General features: G+C 68.2%; 19 protein-coding genes. 6 read left to right on the top strand and 13 right to left on the bottom strand.

Annotated elements, in window-relative coordinates; genetic code table 11:
• Window positions 1-241 precede the first annotated feature (241 nt).
• Together VH571_RS12625 and VH571_RS12630 are read right to left on the bottom strand one after the other, a co-directional pair.
• The gene (locus VH571_RS12625) at window positions 242-1,747 is read right to left on the bottom strand and encodes a catalase (RefSeq protein ID WP_123940821.1); all 1,506 of its coding nucleotides are present in this window, start codon (window positions 1,745-1,747) and stop codon (window positions 242-244) included.
• Window positions 1,740-2,246, bottom strand: a complete 507-nt coding sequence (locus tag VH571_RS12630) for a Fur family transcriptional regulator (RefSeq protein ID WP_055961045.1) — start codon at window positions 2,244-2,246, stop codon at window positions 1,740-1,742. The genes VH571_RS12625 and VH571_RS12630 overlap by 8 nt, the downstream gene beginning before the upstream one ends.
• Window positions 2,247-2,364: 118 nt before the next feature.
• On the opposite strand from VH571_RS12630, the gene VH571_RS12635 reads away from it, so the two are divergent.
• From VH571_RS12635 to VH571_RS12655, 5 genes are all read left to right on the top strand, one after another.
• Window positions 2,365-3,231, top strand: a complete 867-nt coding sequence (locus VH571_RS12635; protein ID WP_423264880.1) for a cytochrome c oxidase assembly protein — start codon at window positions 2,365-2,367, stop codon at window positions 3,229-3,231.
• Between the two features lie 397 nt (window positions 3,232-3,628).
• Window positions 3,629-3,925, top strand: coding sequence for a phosphoribosylformylglycinamidine synthase subunit PurS (gene purS / locus VH571_RS12640; protein ID WP_423264881.1), 297 nt, complete (start codon window positions 3,629-3,631; stop codon window positions 3,923-3,925).
• Between the two features lie 11 nt (window positions 3,926-3,936).
• Entirely contained in the window at window positions 3,937-4,632 is a 696-nt protein-coding gene (gene purQ, locus VH571_RS12645) for a phosphoribosylformylglycinamidine synthase subunit PurQ (protein WP_055962349.1), read from the top strand.
• Window positions 4,629-6,968: a phosphoribosylformylglycinamidine synthase subunit PurL gene (gene purL / locus VH571_RS12650; RefSeq protein ID WP_423264882.1), complete on the top strand. Its 2,340-nt coding sequence runs from the start codon at window positions 4,629-4,631 to the stop codon at window positions 6,966-6,968. The genes purQ and purL overlap by 4 nt, the downstream gene beginning before the upstream one ends.
• Window positions 6,969-7,104: 136 nt before the next feature.
• Window positions 7,105-8,016, top strand: coding sequence for a hypothetical protein (locus VH571_RS12655; protein ID WP_423264883.1), 912 nt, complete (start codon window positions 7,105-7,107; stop codon window positions 8,014-8,016).
• Between the two features lie 141 nt (window positions 8,017-8,157).
• On the opposite strand, the gene VH571_RS12660 is transcribed toward VH571_RS12655, so the two are convergent.
• The 7 genes from VH571_RS12660 to VH571_RS12690 form a co-directional block, all read right to left on the bottom strand.
• Complete coding sequence (locus VH571_RS12660; protein ID WP_423264884.1) at window positions 8,158-9,222, bottom strand: lactonase family protein; 1,065 nt, start codon at window positions 9,220-9,222, stop codon at window positions 8,158-8,160.
• Window positions 9,219-9,530, bottom strand: a complete 312-nt coding sequence (locus VH571_RS12665; protein WP_055961060.1) for a chorismate mutase — start codon at window positions 9,528-9,530, stop codon at window positions 9,219-9,221. Before VH571_RS12665 ends, VH571_RS12660 begins: the two co-directional genes overlap by 4 nt.
• Window positions 9,531-9,577: 47 nt before the next feature.
• The gene (locus tag VH571_RS12670; RefSeq protein WP_055962352.1) at window positions 9,578-10,870 is read right to left on the bottom strand and encodes an adenylosuccinate synthase; all 1,293 of its coding nucleotides are present in this window, start codon (window positions 10,868-10,870) and stop codon (window positions 9,578-9,580) included.
• Window positions 10,871-11,059: 189 nt separating this feature from the next.
• Window positions 11,060-11,698 carry a copper resistance CopC family protein gene (locus VH571_RS12675; protein WP_423264885.1) on the bottom strand — a complete coding sequence of 213 codons (639 nt, stop codon included), beginning with the start codon at window positions 11,696-11,698 and terminating at the stop codon, window positions 11,060-11,062.
• The gene (locus VH571_RS12680) at window positions 11,695-12,447 is read right to left on the bottom strand and encodes a YcnI family protein (RefSeq protein WP_423264886.1); all 753 of its coding nucleotides are present in this window, start codon (window positions 12,445-12,447) and stop codon (window positions 11,695-11,697) included. The genes VH571_RS12675 and VH571_RS12680 overlap by 4 nt, the downstream gene beginning before the upstream one ends.
• A 97-nt stretch (window positions 12,448-12,544) precedes the next feature.
• Window positions 12,545-13,183, bottom strand: a complete 639-nt coding sequence (locus VH571_RS12685; RefSeq protein WP_423264887.1) for a hypothetical protein — start codon at window positions 13,181-13,183, stop codon at window positions 12,545-12,547.
• Between the two features lie 25 nt (window positions 13,184-13,208).
• Window positions 13,209-15,335: a cytochrome c oxidase assembly protein gene (locus tag VH571_RS12690; protein ID WP_423264888.1), complete on the bottom strand. Its 2,127-nt coding sequence runs from the start codon at window positions 15,333-15,335 to the stop codon at window positions 13,209-13,211.
• Between the two features lie 110 nt (window positions 15,336-15,445).
• On the opposite strand from VH571_RS12690, the gene VH571_RS12695 reads away from it, so the two are divergent.
• A complete protein-coding gene (locus tag VH571_RS12695) occupies window positions 15,446-16,330 on the top strand; it encodes an alkaline phosphatase family protein (protein WP_423264889.1) in 885 nt (294 codons plus the stop codon).
• Window positions 16,331-16,354: 24 nt separating this feature from the next.
• On the opposite strand, the gene VH571_RS12700 is transcribed toward VH571_RS12695, so the two are convergent.
• The 4 genes from VH571_RS12700 to VH571_RS12715 all read right to left on the bottom strand — a co-directional run bounded on the left by VH571_RS12700 (window position 16,355) and on the right by VH571_RS12715 (window position 20,120).
• A complete protein-coding gene (locus VH571_RS12700; RefSeq protein ID WP_423264890.1) occupies window positions 16,355-17,935 on the bottom strand; it encodes a Na+/H+ antiporter in 1,581 nt (526 codons plus the stop codon).
• A 57-nt stretch (window positions 17,936-17,992) separates the two neighbouring features.
• Window positions 17,993-18,370 (bottom strand): fluoride efflux transporter CrcB, encoded by a 378-nt coding sequence (crcB, locus tag VH571_RS12705; protein ID WP_423264891.1) that lies wholly within the window; start codon window positions 18,368-18,370, stop codon window positions 17,993-17,995.
• The gene (locus VH571_RS12710) at window positions 18,367-18,816 is read right to left on the bottom strand and encodes a fluoride efflux transporter FluC (protein WP_423264892.1); all 450 of its coding nucleotides are present in this window, start codon (window positions 18,814-18,816) and stop codon (window positions 18,367-18,369) included. The genes crcB and VH571_RS12710 overlap by 4 nt, the downstream gene beginning before the upstream one ends.
• Window positions 18,817-18,953: 137 nt before the next feature.
• A complete protein-coding gene (locus VH571_RS12715) occupies window positions 18,954-20,120 on the bottom strand; it encodes an RtcB family protein (RefSeq protein ID WP_194602724.1) in 1,167 nt (388 codons plus the stop codon).
• Window positions 20,121-20,329: the final 209 nt, after the last annotated feature.

Consider the following 20,329-nt stretch of genomic DNA (forward strand, 5'->3'; position numbering starts at 1 on the left):
CGCTGGAACGGCCAAATGGTCTGAATCTATTTGGCGCGACGCGGGTCGCGGGCGCGGACCTCCGACAAGCTCCGGCCATCCGCGCCTGCGACCCGCGCCGCGTCCGGCCGTTCGGCACTGCAACCCGCGCCGCGCCGGCCGCGCAAAGCACAAACCCTCGCGGGCGGCGGCCGAGGTGGCCCTAGGACCACCTCGGAAGCCGAACGCGAGGGTTTAGTGATGCCGAGGCCGAGAGGCCCTACTACTGCGAGATGCCGACGGTAGCCGGATCCTCGTTCGAACCGGGAGCCTCGGGCGAGACACCGGCGCGAACGCGAGCCCCGAGGTCGGGGTCGACCGACGTCCAGTAGGCGAACACGCGCTCGAGCAGGTCGGGGCGCGTGACCTTCGACACGTGACCGACGATGTTGCCGACCATGCGCTCACGAGCGGCGTCGTCGAGGACCTCGCGGTACAGGGTGCCGGCCTGGCCGAAATCGTCGTCTTCGGGGTGCAGCGTGGCGGCCGTGCGGGTCAGGAGCCCGTCGGACTCCCAGCCCGAGTCGTCACCGTGCGCCTCGGGCGACGCGTGTGCGCCGCCGACCGAGTTGGGTGCGTAGACCGGGGTCGTCGCCGACGAGAAGTGGTAGCGGGCGCCACCGTCTTTCGAGTAGTCGTTGACCTCGGTGTGCGGCATGTTCACCGGCAGCTGCGCGTGGTTGGTGCCCACGCGGTAGCGGTGAGCGTCGGCGTAGCTGAAGATGCGGGCGAGCAGCATCTTGTCGGGGCTGGCGGCGATCCCGGGCACGAAGTTCGAGGGGGCGAAGGTGGCCTGCTCGATCTGCGCGAAGTAGTTCTCGGGGTTGCGGTTGAGCTCCATGGTGCCGACCTCGATCAGCGGGTAGTCGCTGTGCGGCCACACCTTCGTCAGGTCGAACGGGTTGAAGCGGTACGAGGCTGCGTCGTCGTAGGGCATGACCTGCACCGATAGCTTCCAGGTCGGGAAGTCGCCACGCTCGAGCGCCTCGGAGAGGTCGCGGATGTGGAAGTCGGCGTCTTCACCGGCGATGCGGTCGGCGTCGTCCTGCGTGAGGATCTCGTTGCCCTGGTCGCTCTTGAAGTGGTACTTGACCCAGAACTTCTCGCCCGAGGCGCTGATCCACTGGTAGGTGTGCGACCCGAAGCCGTCCATCATGCGCCACGAGGCCGGGAGGCCGCGGTCGCCCATGAGCCAGGTGACCTGGTGGGCCGACTCGGGCGAGAGAGTCCAGAAGTCCCACTGCATGTTGTGGTCGCGGAGGTGCGAGCCCGGAAGGCGCTTCTGCGAGTGGATGAAGTCGGGGAACTTGATGCCGTCGCGGATAAAGAAGACGGGCGTGTTGTTGCCCACGAGGTCATAGTTGCCCTCGTCGGTGTAGAACTTCAGCGCGAAGCCGCGGGGGTCGCGCCAGGTGTCGGGCGAACCCTGCTCACCCGCGACGGTCGAGAAGCGAGCGAGCATCTCGGTGGTCGCACCGGGCTGGAACAGCGAGGCGCGGGTGTACTTCGACACGTCGTTCGTGACGGTGAACGTACCGAACGCGCCGCCGCCCTTGGCGTGGACGATGCGCTCGGGCACTTTCTCGCGGTTGAACTGGGCGAGCTTTTCGACGAGGTAGACGTCGTGAAGCGCAATGGGGCCGTCGGCGCCGACGCTCTGCGAGTGCTCGTCGCTGGCGACGGGCGCCCCGGCCTGAGTTGTCGTGTGGTTGTGCAACTGGTCAGTCATGAGACTCCTTGCTGATCGAGATGGACGAAAGAGAAAGTTCAGGATCCGACGGCTCGGCCGCACCAGCGGCCCCGTCGAGCTCGGAGGCTCGGCACTCGGGGCACAGCCCCCAGAAGGTCACCTCCGCGGTGGTCACCATGTAGCCGGAGGTCGACGACGGGGCGAGGCACGGCGCTTCGCCGACCACGCAGTCGACGTCGGCAATCGCTCCGCAGATCGAGCAGACGACGTGGTGGTGATTGTCTCCGGTGCGGAGCTCGTAGCGAGCGGGCGAGCCCGCCGGCTCGATCCGTCGGAGGATGCCGATGCCGGTGAGGGCGGCGAGCACCCCGTAGGTCGCCTGGAGGCTGGTGCCGGGTAGCCGAGCGGCCACGCGAGTGAACACCTCGTCGGCGGTCGCGTGCGAGTGGTCGATCAGCGCTTCGATCGCGGCGACACGGGGTGCCGTGACGCGGAGGCCCGCGTCTCGGATCCTGGTGCTCGCCTCGAGTGAAGTCATGCCATAAGTGAACCACTTGTTTTGAGTGATTCAAAATAAGCGAGGAGTCCTCGCGGTGGGCGCATACTTGTCAGCGCCCGCCTCACCGATTGGAATAGCCACGCCTCCCGTCTCTACCGTGCTGCTCACGTTCCGCCTCGACCCCGTCGCGCTGGCCGTGATCGTCGTGGCAGCCATCCTCTACGGAGCCGGTGTCATTCGGGCCCATCGAGAGGGCACCCGCTGGAGCCCGGGCCGCACAGCGGCCTTCTTCGTGCTGGGGCTCGGGTCGTACGCGATCATCTCGTTCGGGTTCCTCGGCGCGTACAGCCACGATCTGCGCTTCGCCTTCACCACCCGGATCGCACTGCTGCTGTTCGTGGTGCCGGCGCTCATCGCGCTCGGTCGGCCGGTGCACCTGGCCCGAGCGGCACTCGGGGAGGCCGGGCGGGCTCGATTGGAGCGGTTCCTCGGATCCTCGTTTCTGAAAGTCGTCGGCAGCGCGATCTTCTCCCCGCTGTTCGCTCTGGCCGTCTTCGCGGTCTTCCTGACACCGCTCGCCTTCTCGATCCGCGAGAACGCCGTGGGCGAATCGCTCATCACGGTGCTCGTTCCGGTCGCCGGGCTGCTGATGATCCTGCCGGTCTTCGAGGGGTCTCGCGTGCACACGAGCTTCTTCATCACCGTCGAGTTCCTGCTGGCGTTCGTCGAGCTGATCCTCGATGCCATCCCCGCGATCGTGCTGCGCATCACCGGCCACGTACTTGACCAGGGGCACGCCGTCGCGGCCATCGCTCCCGGGTGGTTCCCGTCACAGCTGCGCGACCAGCAGCTCTCGGGCGATCTGCTCTGGTTCATCGCCGAGGTGGCCGACATTCCCGTGCTGATCTTCCTGTTCGTGCGCTGGAGTCGCACCGACCGCCGCGAGGCCCGCGCCGTCGACGAGCTGAGCGACGACGAGATGGAGGAGCTGACCCGGGCGCACCTGCGCGGGGCGCGCGACTGACCTGCCTGCTTGCCTGCTCGGCTGCTTGGCTGCCTGGTGCTCTTGCAAATTTGAAGGAGAAACCCGCGCCCGGCAACGACTTCATGCCGATCCGGGGGGTTCGCCTCCGCGTTTTTCCTTCAAATTTGCAAAGGCACACAGCTGAGGGGAAATAAGGGAGGCGCCCAGCCATCGGGGGAAATGACTGGGCGCCTTCGGACCGGGAGTGGATCAGATACTCCACGGCTGAGCCGGAGTGAGTCAGAAGCCCGATCACAAGGCCTCGTCTCTCCGACAAGCTCTACTCTGGGCCCCCCGCATAAGAGCGGGCTGACAGGAGTCTTGGCGTCTGCCGCTAATGGCGCGACTTGTAGACTTGGCGAGTCCGCTCGCCTCCCCTCTACGTGATGGAGTTCCTGTGCCCACGATCGTCGTCGAAGTCATGCCCAAGGCTGAACTGCTCGACCCCCAGGGCAAGGCAGTCACCTTCGCTCTCGCCCGTCTCGGCAAAGACTTCGCCACTGAGGTGCGCATCGGCAAGCGCTTCGAGATCACTGTCGACGAGGTGACCGACGCGATCCTGGCCGACGTGAAGCAGCTCGCCGACGACGTCTTCTCGAACTCGGTCATCGAAGACGTCGTATCGATCGAGGTGCTCCAAGATCCTGCGGCGAGCGCCCCGGCCGAAGCGTCCAGCACCGCCGCCGCCCTCTGATGGCGACCGGCATGCGCATCGGCGTCGTCACGTTCCCCGGGTCGCTCGACGACCGCGACGCCCAGCGCGCCGTTCGCCTGGCGGGTGGCGAGCCCGTAGCCCTGTGGCACGGCTCGCACGACCTCGACGGCGTCGAGGCGATCATCCTTCCCGGCGGCTTCAGCTACGGCGACTACCTGCGCGCCGGCGCCATCGCCAGCCTCTCGCCGATCATGAGCGAGGTCGTCGACGCCGCGAACAAGGGCATGCCCGTTCTCGGCATCTGCAACGGCTTCCAGATGCTCGCCGAGGCCCGTCTCATCCCGGGCGCGCACACCCGTAACGCGCACCAGCAGTTCATCCGCCGCGACCAGCGCCTTCGCGTCGAGAACGCCGACACCGCCTGGACGAACGGCTTCGAGCAGGGTCAAGAGATCACCATCCCGCTGAAGAACGCCGACGGCCGCTTCATCGCCGATGCGGAGACCGTCAAGCGGATCGAGGGCCAGGGTCAGGTCGCCTTCCGCTACCTCGGCGTCAACCCCAACGGATCCTTCGACGACATCGCCGGCGTCTCGAACGAGCGCGGCAACGTGGTGGGTCTCATGCCCCACCCGGAGCACGCCACCGAGCCCGGCTTCGGCCCCGACACGGCCCTCGCCATGTCGTCGGGCGTCGATGGCCTCACCTTCTTCACCTCCGTCATCCGAAAGGCGCTCGTCGCGTGACTACCGAACTCACCCAGGCTCCCGGCAGCGCAGGATCCGAGCGCCACATTCCCGACACCGTCTCGAACGCTGCAGCGACACCTGACCGCGAGCAGCCCTACGGTGCACTCGGCCTGAAAGAAGACGAATACCTCAAGATCCGCGAGATCCTCGGCCGTCGCCCCACCTCCGGCGAACTCGCGATGTACAGCGTCATGTGGAGCGAGCACTGCTCGTACAAGTCGTCGAAGATCTACCTCCGCCAGTTCGGCGAGAAGGTCTCCCCCGCCATGAAGAAGAACCTCATGGTGGGCATGGGCGAGAACGCCGGCGTGGTCGACATCGGCAACGGCTGGGCCGTGACCTTCAAGGGCGAGAGCCACAACCACCCGAGCTACATCGAGCCGTTCCAGGGTGCCGCGACCGGCGTCGGCGGCATCGTCCGCGACATCATCTCGATGGGCGCCCGCCCGGTCGCCGTGATGGATCAGCTCCGCTTCGGCGCGATCGACGCCCCCGACACGCAGCGCGTCGTCGACGGCGTGGTGTCGGGCATCAGCTTCTACGCGAACTGCCTCGGCCTGCCGAACATCGGCGGCGAGACCGTGTTCGACGCCGTCTACCAGGGCAACCCGCTCGTCAACGTCACGAGCGTCGGGGTCCTCCGCCACGAAGACCTCCACCTCGCCAACGCCAAGGGCGCCGGCAACAAGGTCGTGCTGTTCGGCGCCCGCACGGGTGGCGACGGAATCGGTGGCGCCTCGATCCTCGCCTCCGACACGTTCTCGGCCGGCGGCCCAACCAAGCGCCCCTCGGTGCAGGTCGGCGACCCCTTCGCCGAGAAGGTGCTCATCGAGTGCTGCCTCGAGCTGTTCCGCGACGAGCTCGTCGAGGGCATCCAAGACCTCGGTGCCGCGGGCATTTCGTGCGCCACCTCCGAGCTGGCCAGCAATGGCGACGGCGGCATGTTCATCGAGCTCGAGAAGGTTCTGCTGCGCGACCCCACGCTCACTGCCGAAGAGATCCTCATGAGCGAGAGCCAGGAGCGCATGATGGCCGTCGTGCGCCCCGACAAGCTCGACGCGTTCCTCGCGGTCGTCGCGAAGTGGGAGGTCGAGACGAGCGTGCTCGGCGAGGTCACCGACACCGGCCGCCTTATCATCAACTGGCACGGCGAAGAGATCGTCAACGTCGAGCCGCGCACCGTGGCTGTCGACGGCCCCGTCTACGAGCGCCCCGTCGCCTACCCGTCCTGGCTCGACGAGCTCCAGGCCGACACCGCTCGCAGCCTCGATCGGCCCGAGACCGGCGACCAGCTCCGCGAGCAGTTCCTGGCCCTCCTCGGCTCCCCGAACCTCGCCGACAAATCGTGGATCACCAACCAGTACGACACCTACGTGCTCGGCAACACCGCACTCAGCTTCCCCGACGACGGCGGCATGATCCGCGTCGATGAAGAGAGCGGCCTCGGATTCGCGATCGCGACCGACGCCAACGGCCGCTACTGCCAGCTCGACCCCGCGCAGGGTGCTCGCCTGGCTCTCGCCGAGGCCTACCGCAACGTCGCCGCCACCGGTGCCACCCCGGTCGCCGTCACCGACTGCCTCAACTTCGGCTCCCCCGAGAACCCCGAGGTCATGTGGCAGTTCTCGAAGACCGTCGAAGCCCTGAGCGACGCCTGCCTCGAGATGGAGATTCCCGTCACGGGCGGAAACGTCTCGTTCTACAACCAGACCGGCACCGCGCCGATCCACCCCACGCCCGTCATCGGCGTGCTCGGCGTGATCGACGACGTCGCAAAGCGCATCCCCTCGGGGTGGCAAGACGAGGGCGACAACATCTACCTCCTCGGCACCACGTCGCTGGAGCTCGACGGCTCGGCCTGGGCGGGCACCATCCACGATCACCTCGGCGGGCGTCCTCCCGCGGTCAACCTCGAGGCCGAGCGTCAGCTTGCGGGCCTTCTGGCCGCCGGCGGCAGCGAGTCGCTCCTCGGATCGGCGCACGATCTCAGCGAAGGCGGCCTCGGCCAGGCCCTCGCCGAGTCGGTTCTCCGCTTCGGCGTCGGCGCCCGAGTGTGGCTCGACGAGGTCATGGAGCGCGACGGGGTCGACGCCGCGACGGCCCTCTTCTCGGAGTCGACCGGCCGCGTGCTCGTGTCCGTCCCCCGCGAAGACGACGTGAAGTTCCGCGGCCTCTGCGAGGGTCGCGGCTACCCCGTCGCCCGCATCGGCGTCACCGACAAGCAGAACCCGGGCCTCGAGGTGCAAGACCTCTTCACGGTCAACCTCAACGAGCTCCAGGCGACCCACCGTGGCACGCTCCCCGCGCGCTTCGGAGCGCTAATCGCCGAGTAGCTCGCCCGTCACCGTGAGACCTCAAAAACGACCAGGATCCGCGCCCGGCGCCCGTCGAATTTGAGGTCTCGGGCGTTCTCCACAGGGTGGGGGCACAACGCCGCGGGCGGAGTGCGCGGGCGGGGATGATCGGCGGGTGAACGACGACCCTGAAGCCTTTCGAGTTCGCGACGCCGAGGCGCGCGGGCTGACACCGGCTGCCCTCCGTCGCGTCGAGTGGGAGCGGCCATTCCATGGCATTCGGCGCTGGCATCGAGACACGGGGCCACCGCGGGGCGTGAGAGATCGGGTGGTCGATCTCTGCCGGGCGCTGCTGCCAGCGCTTCCCGAAGGCGCGTTTTTCAGCCACGTCACCGCGGCCATTCTGTGGGGATTGCCACTACCGGCCGCGCTCGAGTTGCATGACGCACCCCTCCACGTCACGACGCGTTCGGGCAATGCACTCCGACGCAGAGGAGTCGTCGGCCACCTCCGTCGATCCGCACCTCCGCACGTGCTTCGCGCGGGGATTCCGGTAAGCACGCCGATCGACACCTGGGTCGACTGCCGGGCCACCCTGGACGACATCGAGCTCGTCGTCGTGGGCGATGCCCTCGCCGGGGAGTGGTCGCCCTACCGCGGAGCTCACCACTGCGATCCGTCCGACCTCGTAGCCGCTGCCAGAAAGGCCATTGGCAAAGGATCCGCTCGACTCCGCCGCGCCGCCACCCGTATTCGAGCCGGTTCGAAGTCACCCCAAGAGACGCGGCTCCGACTCGCGCTCGTCGAGTCCGGTCTCCCCGAACCCGAGATCAACGTGACCAAGTACGGCCCGGATGGTGCCTGGCTGGGTGCAGCCGACCTCGCCTACGACGAGCAACGCCTCGCTATCGAGTACGAGGGCGATTACCACCGCACCGATCGCGACCAATGGTTCGCCGATATCGCGCGGCGCGAACGATTCGACGATGCCGGTTGGCGCACCGTGAGGGTCACCGCCGCCGACATGCGCCACCTCGATGCGCTCTGCACCCGAATCGCCCGCCTCCATCGCGAACGAACTCCGTGAGACCTCAAAAACGACCAGGATCCGCGCCCGGCGCCTGTCGAATTTGAGGTCTCACGCGGCGCGGCGCGACGCAGCGCGACGCAGCACGGCGCAGCGCGGCGCAGCGCAGCGCAGCGCAGCACGACGCGACGCGGCGCTTCGCTACGCGAAGGCGATGCAGGCGGGCGAACCCGTCGCGATGAGCGCGGTTGGGGCGCCCGGCACGCCCGTCGCCGGGTCGATCGGCAAGACCGCAACGGTGTCGGAGAGCTGGTTCGCGACGAGCATCTCGCCCGCGTCGATCGCGAAGTGGCGGGGCCACCGACCGCCGCACGGCACCTCGGCCACGAGTGCCAGGCGCCCGGCCGTGGCCGTGTCCGTGGCCGTGTCCGTGCCTCCGTCCGGCTCCGAGCCCGCGAGCACGGCGAGGGTGTCGCGCCCGCGAACCGCGACGTACACCCGCCCGCCCTGCACCTCGATGTGCGAAAGGAGCGTCTCGCCCGTGCCTGCCTCGACCGAGGGGTCGCAGGCCAGCACCGAGTAGTCGAGGGTGAACCCCTCGGCGGAGTGGGACAGCACGTGGAGGCAGCCGTCCAGCTCGCCCGCGACGACGAGTTGCTCGCCGAGCCAGGCGAGATGCCGTGGCCCCGATCCGGCCGGCAACGCATGCGCGCCGACGAACGACGGTTCGAGGGTGATCGGATCGACGGCGACCTCGAAGAGGCGGTCCGTGCCGAGGTCGGCGACGAGCAGCGTGCCCCACGGCGTCGGTGTGGCGCTGTGGGCGTGCGGCGCCTCCTGACGCTCGACGTGGGGCCCGGTGCCAGCAGGCAGGGGGAGCACGCGGGCCACTCGCGCAGGATCCAACGCATCGGCAGAGAGGACGGCGACCGTTCCGGCCGTGTAGTTGGCGACCACGAGGGATCCTGAAGCTGGATCGACGACGACGTGGCAGGGAGCGCTGCCGCCCGAGGCGGCGATCGAGGCGGGTACGAGCTCACCCGCCGAGTTTGTGAACGAGACGACGCGCCCGGCCGCCGTCTCGGAGACGACGTGTACCTCCCCCTCGGTGAGGGTGAGGAACGACGGGTCGTCGACCGGTGCGACCTGGATCAGCTTCCACTGCCCGTCACGCGACTGCCGCTCGAAGACCGAGACACCCTCGCCCCGCCCTCCACTCGTGGCGGTGTACGAGCCCAGGTAAAAGCGCGTGCGGGCCTCGCTCATGATTCGTCTCGGACGCCCGAGGCGATTCGCTCATGGTGGTGGATGACCTCGGCCACGATGAAGTTGAGGAAGCTCTCCGTGAAGTCGGGATCGAGGCGCGAGTCGGCCGCGATGGCCCGAAGGCGCTTGATCTGCTCGACCTCGCGGCCCGGGTCGCTCGCCGGCATCCCCGCATCCGCCTTGAGGTGGCCGACGGTTTGCGTGAACTTGAACCGTTCGGCGAGCAGATGGACCAGGGCGGCGTCGATGTTGTCGATGCTCTCTCGGATGCTCTGTAGCCGCTCGACGGCGCTGGGGTTCGGTTCCATGGCTCGACTTTATCGGTCGCGGCCTTGCAGAATCTGGTGCGGCTTCGTTACTCGTCGCCGAGGAGGTCGTGGCGGACGATGACCTCGTCGCGCCCGGGGCCGACCCCGATCACGGAGATGCGGGATCCTGAGATCTTCTCGATGGCGAGCACGTAGTCTTGCGCGTTCTTCGGCAGGTCGGCGAAGGTGCGCGCGCCCGTGATGTCGTCGTTCCAGCCGGGGAACTCTTCGTAGATCGGCTTCGCGTGGTGGAAGTCGGACTGCGAGACGGGCATCTCGTCGAAGCGGACTCCGTCGACCTCGTAGGCCACACAGACGGGGATGGTCTCGAGGCCGGTCAGCACATCGAGCTTGGTCAGCACGAAGTCGGTCACGCCGTTGATGCGAGCCGAGTAGCGCGCGATCGGGGCGTCGTACCAGCCGCAGCGACGCGGGCGACCCGTCGTGGTGCCGAACTCGAAGCCCTGGCTGCGGAGGAACTCGCCCGAGGCGTCGAAAAGCTCGGTCGGGAACGGTCCGGCTCCGACGCGGGTCGTGTACGCCTTGACGATTCCGACGACGCGCGAGATCTGACCCGGGCCGATGCCCGAACCGGTCGAGGCGCCGCCCGCGGTGGCTGACGACGAGGTCACGAACGGGTACGTTCCGTGGTCGACGTCGAGCATGGTCGCCTGGCCCGCCTCGAAGAGGACGTTCTTGCCCGCTTCGAGCGCATGGTGCAGCTCGAGGGCGGTGTCGGCGACCATCGGGCGCAGGCGCTCGGCGTAGCTGAGCAGCGTCTCGACGACCTCGTCGGCGCTGATCGCCCGGCGGTTGTAGATCTTGACGAGCAGGTGGTTCTTCTGGTCGAGAGCCGCCTCGACCTTCTGCCGCAGGATGTTCTCGTCGAAGAGGTCTTGCACCCGCAGCCCCACGCGGTTGATCTTGTCGGCGTAGGCCGGCCCGATGCCGCGACCGGTGGTGCCGATCGAACGCGACCCCAGGAAGCGCTCGGTGACCTTGTCGAGCGTGCGGTGGTAGTGCGTGATGAGGTGCGCGTTGGCGCTGACACGGAGCTTCGACACGTCGACGCCTCGGGCGATGAGGGCGTCGAGCTCGTCGAACAGCACCTCGATGTCGACGACGACACCGTTGCCGATCACCGGCGTCACGCCCGGAGTCAGGATGCCCGAGGGCAGCAGGTGCAGGGCGTACTTCTGATTGCCGATCACGACCGTGTGGCCGGCGTTGTTGCCACCGTTGAATTTGACGACGTAGTCGATGCGGCTGCCGAGCAGATCGGTCGCCTTGCCTTTGCCCTCGTCGCCCCACTGGGCTCCGATGATCACGATTGCGGGCATGGTGTTCTCCTCGCGGTCGGGGATCGCACCCGTGCGCAGGTGCACCCCAGTGTATCGGAGCCGAGGATCCGACGGCCCGGCGGGCAGAATCGACTCACGAAAAGCACGATCGAGACACGAAAACACAATCGAGCCACGGCATGCCGTGGCTCGATTGCGTTATTTCGGTCTGACGCGGGTTCGCCGGCCCTAGTCGGCCGAGGGCGGCTGTGAGCCGGAACCGCGCCGCGCCCTGGTGAGCACCACGACGACGGCCACGAGCGCGACGAGGATCACCCCGCCGCCGACCCCGAGGGCGAGGGGGAGGCCGTTGGATCCTTGGCTCATTGCCTCGGGGGTGGTGCCATCGCCATCGGTCGCCGCCGCAGAGCCCGACGAGGCTGCGGGCGCCTGGTCACCGCAGGTCGGCCTACGGTCAGCGCCTTCCGCTGCGGTCACCGACGCCGGCTTGTCGTAGCTGAACGCGAGCGACGACGTCACCGTGTGCCCGTCGGCCGAGACGATCTGCCAGCGGGCCGTGTAGTCGCCGGACGCGCCCAGGGCGACCGGCACCGTCACATCGGTGTCGGCGATAGTCGGGCAACCGGTCTCGAAGTGCTTGCCGGCGGGGCCGGTTACCTCGACGACATTCGACGAGCCGTCGCCCGACAGGTCGAGCACACGGTCGTCGAAGGTCAGCTTGACGCTCGTGAGCTCGGTCGACACCGTCGAGCCGGCCTTTGGCGTCGACGACACGAGGTAGTCGTGCGCGTTCGCGGCGGCTGCCGGCACGAGCACGAGCGCGCCGACCCCGAGGGCGACTCCAAGGGCCGTGGTGAGACGCCTCACGAGCGGGCCGAGCCTCGAGCGCTCCGCACGTAGGCGAGGAGCGCGACCACGAGGGCCAGGGCTCCGAGCCCGAGACCGGCGATGCCGAAGCCGAGCCCCAGGCCCGAGGTGGTTCCGGTGCTGGCGGATGCCACCGGCGTCGCCGTCGCCGTATCGGTGGCCGTCACGCCGCCGTGGTGGCTTTCGGTCGCCGCGCCGATCGCGAGCACCGGTGCGGGGTGTTCGGGCTCTTCGCCGTCGGCGGGTGTCGGCTCGTTCCACTTGACCACGCTGCCGTCGCTGTACGTCTGCGTTGTCGGGAGCTCGACCTCGTCAACGTCGGGAACGGCACCGGCCGACACGGTGAAGAGCTGGAACTCTCCCGGCGCGATCCCGTCGGCGGTCGAGTCGGCGGTCCAGGTGACGCGGGTGACCGCCTTCGTGATGGTGCCGTCGTCAGTCTTCACGGCCTTGGGGAGCGTGCTCGTGGTCACGACGGCCTTCCAGCCGGCGAGCGGCTGGTACGACACCGAGGTGAACGGGTGGTCGGTCGGGAAGTCGACAGCGACCCTGGTCGTCGACGCGGTGGCCGACTCGGTCGGAACCTTGAACTGGAGCGTGGAGTACGAACCGGCGGTCACGTCGTCGCCCTCGACGTGCACGTGTGCCGATGCGGCGAGAGGTGCGGCCAGTGCGAGGGCACCGGCGAGGGGAAGGGCGAACGCGGTGCGCAGGGCGAGGGTGCGGGTGCGGGTGCGGGTGGTGGGCATGGTGAATCGTCTTTCTGTCGTCTGAATGGCGCCCGGGCGCGGGAGGCTCGGGGCGCAGCGACTTAGCCCGGCAGCGGGCGGTCGCAGGAAAATGGGGTCAGACGACAGCGGGCGGGCCGCGATGGGGGCGAGCAGCGAGGAGCACACCGAGCCGGCGAATGCCACGTCGGTCGGCCAGAGCCCGGACCAGCCCGTGCCGGTCGGGGAACAGGGCGAACCCGAGGATCCGCGACACCAGCGCGAGCCGGGCGACCGCAAGTCGGGCGATGGTCACCAGCGCCCGCTCACCGTGGAGAAGCAGTGCGATCGTGAGGAGAGCAGCCACGGCGTGGCCGAGCCACATGCGCGTGTCGCTCATGCCCTCCATGCCGTGGCTGGCCGATCCGGCGACGTCGGGGAGGCGGACGGTCGAGCCGCCCGACATCACCATGCCGAGCATGCCCACCGAGTGGCCGTCTCCAGCTGAGGCGGGAAGCGACGTTCCGAGGCTGAAGAGCAGGTGGAAGACGATCTGGCTCACGCCGACGGAGACCGCCAACGGAACGACGGCGAGGGCCCGTGCGCTGAGTGCGATGCAGACGAGGCAGGCGAAGACGAGAGCCAGCACCGTGCCGAGGAGGCCCGGCACCATGCCGCCGCCGGCGACGTGGGAGAACGCAGCGATTGCCACGGAGAGGGTCGCCACGATCAGGCCGCGCGCGACGCGCAAACCCCTCGAAGCGACCCGGACCGTCATGCCTGAAATCTTACGGGGAACGCGATCAGCGGTCGGCGCGCGCGTTGTCGGCGGTACCCGCCGGTGCTTTGCCTGCCATACGCGCGAGCTGCTCGTTGTAGGCGTTCAGCTCGGCGTCTCCGTCGACGTCAGCTCGTCGGTCGTACCGCTTGGCGGTCTTCTCGTCGCTAGTGATCCACTGACGCATCACCATCAGGGCCACGAGCACGGTCGGGAACTCGCCGGCACCCCACGCGATGGCGCCACCCGTGTGCTGATCGGCCAGGAGGTCTTGGTAGTTCGTCTTGCCAAGCGCGTGCCACCAGTCGGCGGCGAGGATGTCGGTGCCGGACATGATGGCGAGACCGAAGAACGCGTGGAACGCAAGCGTCGCGAGAAGCAGGATGATGCGGAGCGGGAACGGCGGCCGCTTGGGGCCGGGGTCGACTCCGATGAGTACGAAGAAGAAGACGTACCCGGAGAGGAGGAAGTGGACCTCCATGATGAAGTGCCCGGGGTGCGTCTGCAGCGAGGCTTCGAACCAGCCCGTCCAGTAGAACGCGACGAGACTGCCAGCAAAGACCACGGCCGCGACGATGGGGTTGGTGATGAAACCGGCGTAGCGCGAGTGCGTGATGAGCATCAGCCACTCGCGAGCACCGCGGCTGTTGTCGTGGCGCTTCGGGAGGACGCGAAGCGCCAGCAGAATCGGGGCACCCAGCACGAGGAGCGGGGGGACGTACATCATCAGCACCATGTGCTGGATCATGTGCGTCGAGAAGTTCACGGCGCCGTAGACGCTCGGGCCACCGCTCGTGGCGAAGAGCACTCCGAAGCAGCCGAAGAGCCAGGGGACGGTGCGCCCCCACGACCAGCTGTCGCCGCGGCGCTTGAGGCGGTAGACGCCGACCAGGTAGAGGCCTGCCATGACGGCCGCGACGGCGATGAAGAAGTAGTCGGGGTGGAACCCGAACAGGAATCGCGGCAGCGTGACGGGCGCCGGGTACGCGAAGCCGATGAGCCCATCGCGGGTGTCGCCCTCAGCGACCTGCGGTACGGGCGGCGCGCTCCTCGAGAGGGCCACCGACAGACCCATCGCGACCGCCATGAAGACGACCTCGACCACGGCCAGCCGGACGAACGCCCGAGAGCGCCCCGGTTCGCGGATTAGTCGCGGGATCACCCGTCGTCGGTGAACAACGCCAGCCACTCCCAGCCCGATTAGGATGATCGATTTGACCAGGATCAGCAGCCCGTAATTCGTCGTCACGAGGTCGGCCGGGCCGGTCAGACGCAGGCTCGCGTTGATCACGCCGGAGAACGCGACGAAGGCGAAGGCCCAGACGGCAATAGTCGAGTAGCGGGAGACGATCGCGGCGAGATGCCGGCCCGCCTTGTTCCGCAGCAGGATGACTGCGATCAGACCGCCCATCCACACGGTGACGCCGATGAGGTGCATGGCCAGGCTGTTCACCGCGTTGACGTGCTCGTTCGTGCCCGACGAGTGGCCGGAAAGGGAGAGCGGGAGCAACGCGAGGAGGGAGAACACCGTCGCCGTCGCCGTCCACGAGACGTTTTTCGTGGCGAGCAGGATGATCAGCGCCACGAGCGTGCAGCCGATCGAGACGACCCAGGTCTGGCCCAGCTCGAGTTGGAACGTGAAGAAGAAGAATTGGCGACGGAAAGTCGAAGAGGTAAACGGCACCCCGAGCACATTTGCCGCCGTGAACATCAGCGTGGCCACACCCGCGATAAACCACACGGTGGCCGACCACGTCGCCCAGCGCGTTGCGTGCCACTGGCTGAAACTCGCCGACTTGGGGTCTTTCGACTGGCCGGGGAGAACGACCGACGAGACCACCAGCAGGCCGATTGTCACAGCGGCCGCGCCATTGAAGACGCCTTTGGCGAGGGGTAGCCCATTGTTGACGACGACACCCGGATCGACGATGAGTGAACCACCGAGCGCACCGGTGAAGTACATGGCCGCGAGCGCCAGCACGAGCAACAGCGCGCCCGACCCGATCAGCCAGATGGCCACGGCAGACGGTCGGCCGGATCGCACCGGACGGGGAGCGTCACCGCCCGAATCGCCCCCCTGCGAGGCGCGGCGGTTCGACGACAGGTCGAGACGGGTGGTCTCGAAGCGGAGGTCGTCGATCTGATCGGTCACCCAGTAATAGTACGGACACGCTCCCGATCCCTGTCGGAGTTATCCACAAGGCCGAGACACCTCCCCGTATTCGCAACCGCTCGTTCACCCGGGCTCGCCACTCTGCCGGCATGGACGCACGCACGAACCCCGACGAGATCGCACGCACGAACCCCGATTCGAGCCCCGGCACCACCGCACTCGCGAAGCCGCGCAAGATCGTGCTGGTCGGCATCGACGGCCTGCGCATCGACGACGCCCTCACAGGCGTCCACGCCCCCGTGCTTTCCGCCTTCGCCCGCGCGGGCCAGCTCCTCCCACTCGAGATGGAAGTGCCGACAATCTCCGGCCCCGGCTGGTCGTCCATTCTGACCGGAGCACCGCATTCGGTCCACGGCGTCTTCGACAACACCTTTCACGGTCACCGCCTCGATGCCACCACCGATTTCCTCGCACGCGCCTCGCACGCGGGCCACTCCACTTTGGCCGCGGTGAGCTGGCCGCCGCTCGCCGATCCGGCGAGCGCGGGTCCGATCCTGACCACTCGCCTCGACGACCAGAGAGCCGGCCGCCATCGCCTCGTGGTCCGCGACGGCGAGACCTACGGCTACCGCATGGCCGACGGCGACATCGCCGCCTTCACGCGCCTTGCGATCCGCGATGCCGGGCCCGACGCGAGCTTCGTCTACCTCGGCGAAGTCGACGAGGCCGGTCATCTCTACGGCGGGGTCTCGCCTGAGTACGACGCCGCCGTCGCGCGCGTCGACACCCACCTCGGCACGATCCTCGACGCGGTGGCGCGCCGGGTGAGCACGCACGACGAAGACTGGCTGGTCGGCGTCACGACCGACCATGGGCACCTCGACGAGGGCGGCCACGGCGGCGCCGACCCCGTGTTGACGCGGTCGTTCCTCGCCCTCGGCCGATATGGGAGCGGCGTGCCGTTCGACGTCGACAGCGCGATCAGGATCCAGCCCACCGACATCTCGCGGATCCTGCTCTCCCATCTCGGCTGATCGGCCCCGCGCCCACCAACGGCGCTAGTCGCCGATCGCCTTCGGGTGCCGTGCTCGGAGCGCCGTCTCTTCGGCGTCGATCGCGGCCAACACGGCCTGCACGGCGTTCTCCTGGTACCGCCCGTCGCGGCGTGCAAGAAGCACGGCCTCGCGCTCGGCCTCGATCATGCTGCCGCGAAGCCTGCTGAACATCACGGGCGACTGCTCCCGGTCGGGGGGCGACGGGTTCGCGAGCGACTCGGAGAGGAAGCTCGATGCGCGCCGGAGCTGCTCGACGACGCGCTCCTCATCGTCGTCGCCGCGCACGGCGTCGAGCCGGTCGATGCCGGCCTGCTTGGCCTCTGCTGTGAGCAGCTGTCGTTCCGTCCACTCCTGCGCGAGGTTCGGGGCGGGCAGGTGCACCCGGCGGATGAGCAGCGGCAGGGGAAGTGCCTGCAGCAGAGTGCCGAGAACGACGACGAACGCCAAGAACTGCAGCAGTTCGCGCTGCGGAGTGCCTTCGGGAAGGAGGAAGGCCGCAGCCAGAGTGACCACGCCACGGATACCTGCCGCCGAGACGACCGTGCTCGACGCGGCCGTCCACGCGCGTTCGCGGACTCGCGCCGGCCCGATCCGGTAGAGGAACATCGTGAAGAACACCCACGCGAACCGGGCAGCGATCACGATGGCGAGCACGGCGAAGCTGATGCCGATGGTCGGCCAGAGCCCCGGCCCGAACCGGACCACGTTCTCGAGCACCCCCGCGAGATTGAGGCCGATGAAGAGGAACACGGCGTTCTCGAGCAGAAACTGCACTGTGCGCCAATTGAGCCGCTCGGCCACGCGGGCCTCGGCCGAGAGCACGACGGGCGACCGGTAGCCGAGGTAGAGGCCGGCGACCACGACGGCGAGCGCCCCGGAGCCGTGGAGGAGTTGCGCGGGGAGGAAAGCGAGAAAGGGGGTGACGAGCGAGAGGCTCGTGTCGAGCACGGCGGACCGGAGCCGGCTACGAATCTGGGCCAGCACGATACCGACGACAAGGCCGATACCTCCGCCGACGATCACCGCGAGGCCAAAATCAACCGCGACTTCGCCGGGTGTAACCACATGGTGGATGGCGGCGATTGCCGCATCGAGTGCCACGAGAGCCGTGGCGTCGTTGAGCAGGCTCTCGCCCTCGAGGATCGTCACGACTCGACGCGGGAGCGGCACCTTGCCGGTCACCGCCGTGACCGCGACCGCGTCGGTGGGGGCGACCACAGCGCCGAAAGCGAGGCCAGCCGCGATCGTGATGCCCGGCACGATCCACCAGGCGGCGAACCCGACCACCACGACGGTGAAGGCGACGAGCGCGACGCTGGTCAGCACGATGCTGTCGTTACGAGCCCGGATGTCGATCAGCGACGTGCGGATGGCGGCGGCGAACAGCAGGGGCGGCAAGAGGGCGTAGAGGATCAGATCCGGCTCGAGCGTGACCCTCGGCACACCGGGGATGAACGACGCCACTGCTCCGACCGCGACGAGGGCGACCGGGGCCGACCAGCCGACTCGACCCGAGAGCCCGGTCACGGCGACGGTCACGATGACGAACGCGACGATCCAGGCGATCGAGGTCACGGGGTCCATGAGGTCGAGGATGGCACAGCGTCGGCGACTCGACGAGGGGTGAGCGGAAAGGCCCCCTTAGGACGCCCCACCGAGCACGAGCCCGAGTCCGGAGGCGCCGATCGACACGACGAGCATCCCGATGCCGTAGAGGGCGGCTGCCCCGTACCGGCGGTCTTGCACGAGACGCACGGTCTCGACGCTCGCGGTGCTGAACGTCGTATAGCCGCCCATGAGGCCACCCCCGAGAATCAGCACCCAGTCGTGCGGCAGACCGGCTGCCGTGCCGAGCCCGGTCAGCAGGCCGAGCCCGAACGATCCGGTGACATTGATCACGACGGTCGCGACCGGAAAGCGGCTGACGCGCGCCTTGATGACGCCGTCGAGAACGAAGCGCAGCGACGCCCCCGCGCCCCCGGCGAGGCAGATCGCGATGAAGACGAGAGGGGTGGTCATCCGGCGTCCTCCTCGTCATCGCCGGTGACGTGGTGGGTCGAGCGCGACTGCACGGCCCCGGCGAGGGCGATGCCCAGTGCCGCCGCCGCGACCCCGGCGAGCAGCGACAGTGCCGCGTAGGTCAGAGCGACGCCGGTCGCGGATCCTAGGCGGGTCGCCACATCGGTCGCGAGCGCGCTGTAAGTGGTGAAGCCGCCGAGCACGCCGGTGCCGAAGAGAAGGCGAAGGATCCGGCGCCCCCCGTCATCCGATCCGCGCCGTGCGAGCGACTCGAGCAGCGCTCCGAGCGCGAAAGAGCCGACGAGGTTGATGGCAAAAACCGTCGTCGGGAATCCGTGGGGCGCGGCCGGCCAGGTGAGCGACAGCGCCTCGCGGATGCCGGTGCCGACGGCGCCGCCCGCGAACACGAGGAGGATCAGCCGGGGCTGACGGTGAAGTGGGCTCACGTGTCCAGTTAATCATCCCCGCGCCCTGCTCCGAATTTGAAGGAGATCCGCGCCCTCGACCCCGGCGGATCCTGATGTTTCCGTCGGGGCCGGCGCGTTTCTCCTTCAAATTCGGAAGCGGGCGCGACCGGCAGCAGCTAGTCGCCCTTCACATTCACGATCTGCCGCAGCGTGTGCCGGATCGACACCAGATCGGACGCGTCGTCCATCACCTGGTCGATCGGCTTGTACGCCTGCGGGATCTCGTCGAGGAATGCGTCGGTGTCGCGGTACTCGATGCCGACCATCGCCTCGCGCAGCTGATCGTGCGTGAAGGTCTTGCGAGCCTTCGACCTCGAGAACTGCCGACCCGCGCCGTGCGGCGACGAGTCGAGTGCGAGCTTGTTGCCGAGCCCCTCGACCACGTACGACGCCGTGCCCATGGAGCCGGGGATCAGCCCGGCCTCACCGGCCCGCGCCGAGATCGCGCCCTTTCGCGAGAGCCAGACGCTCTTGCCGAAGTGCGTCTCTTTCTGCGTGAAGTTGTGGTGCGTGTTGATGCGCTCGAGCTCGGTGACGGGCGATCCCATCCAGTCGGCGAACTGCCGCACGACGCGGTCCATCATCTCCTCGCGGTTGAGCAGCGCGAAGTGCTGCGCCCAGCGGAGCTCAGCGATGTACCGGTCGAACTCCGACGTGCCCTCGATCAGGTAGGCGAGGTCGTCGTCGGGCAGCGCGATCCACCACTTCTTCATAAGCGCCTTGGCGACCTGGATGTGCTTCTGCGCGATCTTGTTGCCCACGCCTCGGCTGCCCGAGTGCAGGAACAGCCAGACGTCGTCGTTCTCGTCGAGGCTGATCTCGATGAAGTGGTTGCCCGAGCCGAGCGTGCCGAGCTGCAGCTCCCAGCTCTTCGTGTACGACGCCGGGTCGAATCCGGCCTCGACGGCCATCGCCGTGAGCTCGTCGATGCGCGGCGCGGCAGTCGCCACCACCTTGCGGTTGTACGAGCCGGCCGAGGTCGGCACGGCACGCTCGATCGCCTCGCGCACCGGCTTGCGGTCGGTGGGCAGGTCGGCGGCGGTGAACTGCGTCTTCACTGCGATCATGCCGCAGCCGATGTCGACGCCCACGGCGGCCGGCATGACCGCCCCGAGTGTCGGGATGACCGACCCCACGGTGGCGCCGAGACCCAGGTGGGCGTCCGGCATCAGAGCGAGGTGCGGAAATATGAACGGCATGGTCGAGGTGGTGCGAGCCTGGGCCTCCGTGGAGTCCTCCAGGATGCTCGCCCAGCTCAGCAGCCGGTTCGTGATCTTCTTCATGGTCCTTTCGTTTCTGTTCGGTGTGACGGAGTGCACCCGGGGAGGCGCATTCCGATCGACCTGCAGTGTCGAAAGAAACGAGAGAAGCCCCGGGCCTCATCGGCGGCCGGGGCTTCGACGGATCGAAAGCTACGGCCCTAGATGGGTTCGTGGAAGGTGCGCTGGATGAGCTCGAGCTCATAGCGCGGGGCGAGTTGCTGGTTGTTCAG

The organism is Frondihabitans sp. 4ASC-45 (assembly GCF_049472575.1).
GTDB lineage: Bacteria > Actinomycetota > Actinomycetes > Actinomycetales > Microbacteriaceae > Frondihabitans.

What these genes read in the sequence shown, in the direction of transcription:
- VH571_RS12670 (WP_055962352.1), bottom strand. Translation starts at nt 10,870, where the DNA reads ATGCCCGCAATCGTGATCATCGGAGCCCAGTGGGGCGACGAGGGCAAA.
- VH571_RS12665 (WP_055961060.1), bottom strand. Translation starts at nt 9,530, where the DNA reads ATGGAACCGAACCCCAGCGCCGTCGAGCGGCTACAGAGCATCCGAGAG.
- VH571_RS12685 (WP_423264887.1), bottom strand. Translation starts at nt 13,183, where the DNA reads ATGACGGTCCGGGTCGCTTCGAGGGGTTTGCGCGTCGCGCGCGGCCTG.
- purQ (WP_055962349.1), top strand. Translation starts at nt 3,937, where the DNA reads ATGCGCATCGGCGTCGTCACGTTCCCCGGGTCGCTCGACGACCGCGAC.
- VH571_RS12695 (WP_423264889.1), top strand. Translation starts at nt 15,446, where the DNA reads ATGGACGCACGCACGAACCCCGACGAGATCGCACGCACGAACCCCGAT.
- VH571_RS12630 (WP_055961045.1), bottom strand. Translation starts at nt 2,246, where the DNA reads ATGACTTCACTCGAGGCGAGCACCAGGATCCGAGACGCGGGCCTCCGC.
- VH571_RS12660 (WP_423264884.1), bottom strand. Translation starts at nt 9,222, where the DNA reads ATGAGCGAGGCCCGCACGCGCTTTTACCTGGGCTCGTACACCGCCACG.
- VH571_RS12680 (WP_423264886.1), bottom strand. Translation starts at nt 12,447, where the DNA reads ATGCCCACCACCCGCACCCGCACCCGCACCCTCGCCCTGCGCACCGCG.
- VH571_RS12715 (WP_194602724.1), bottom strand. Translation starts at nt 20,120, where the DNA reads ATGAAGAAGATCACGAACCGGCTGCTGAGCTGGGCGAGCATCCTGGAG.
- VH571_RS12625 (WP_123940821.1), bottom strand. Translation starts at nt 1,747, where the DNA reads ATGACTGACCAGTTGCACAACCACACGACAACTCAGGCCGGGGCGCCC.
- crcB (WP_423264891.1), bottom strand. Translation starts at nt 18,370, where the DNA reads ATGACCACCCCTCTCGTCTTCATCGCGATCTGCCTCGCCGGGGGCGCG.
- VH571_RS12700 (WP_423264890.1), bottom strand. Translation starts at nt 17,935, where the DNA reads ATGGACCCCGTGACCTCGATCGCCTGGATCGTCGCGTTCGTCATCGTG.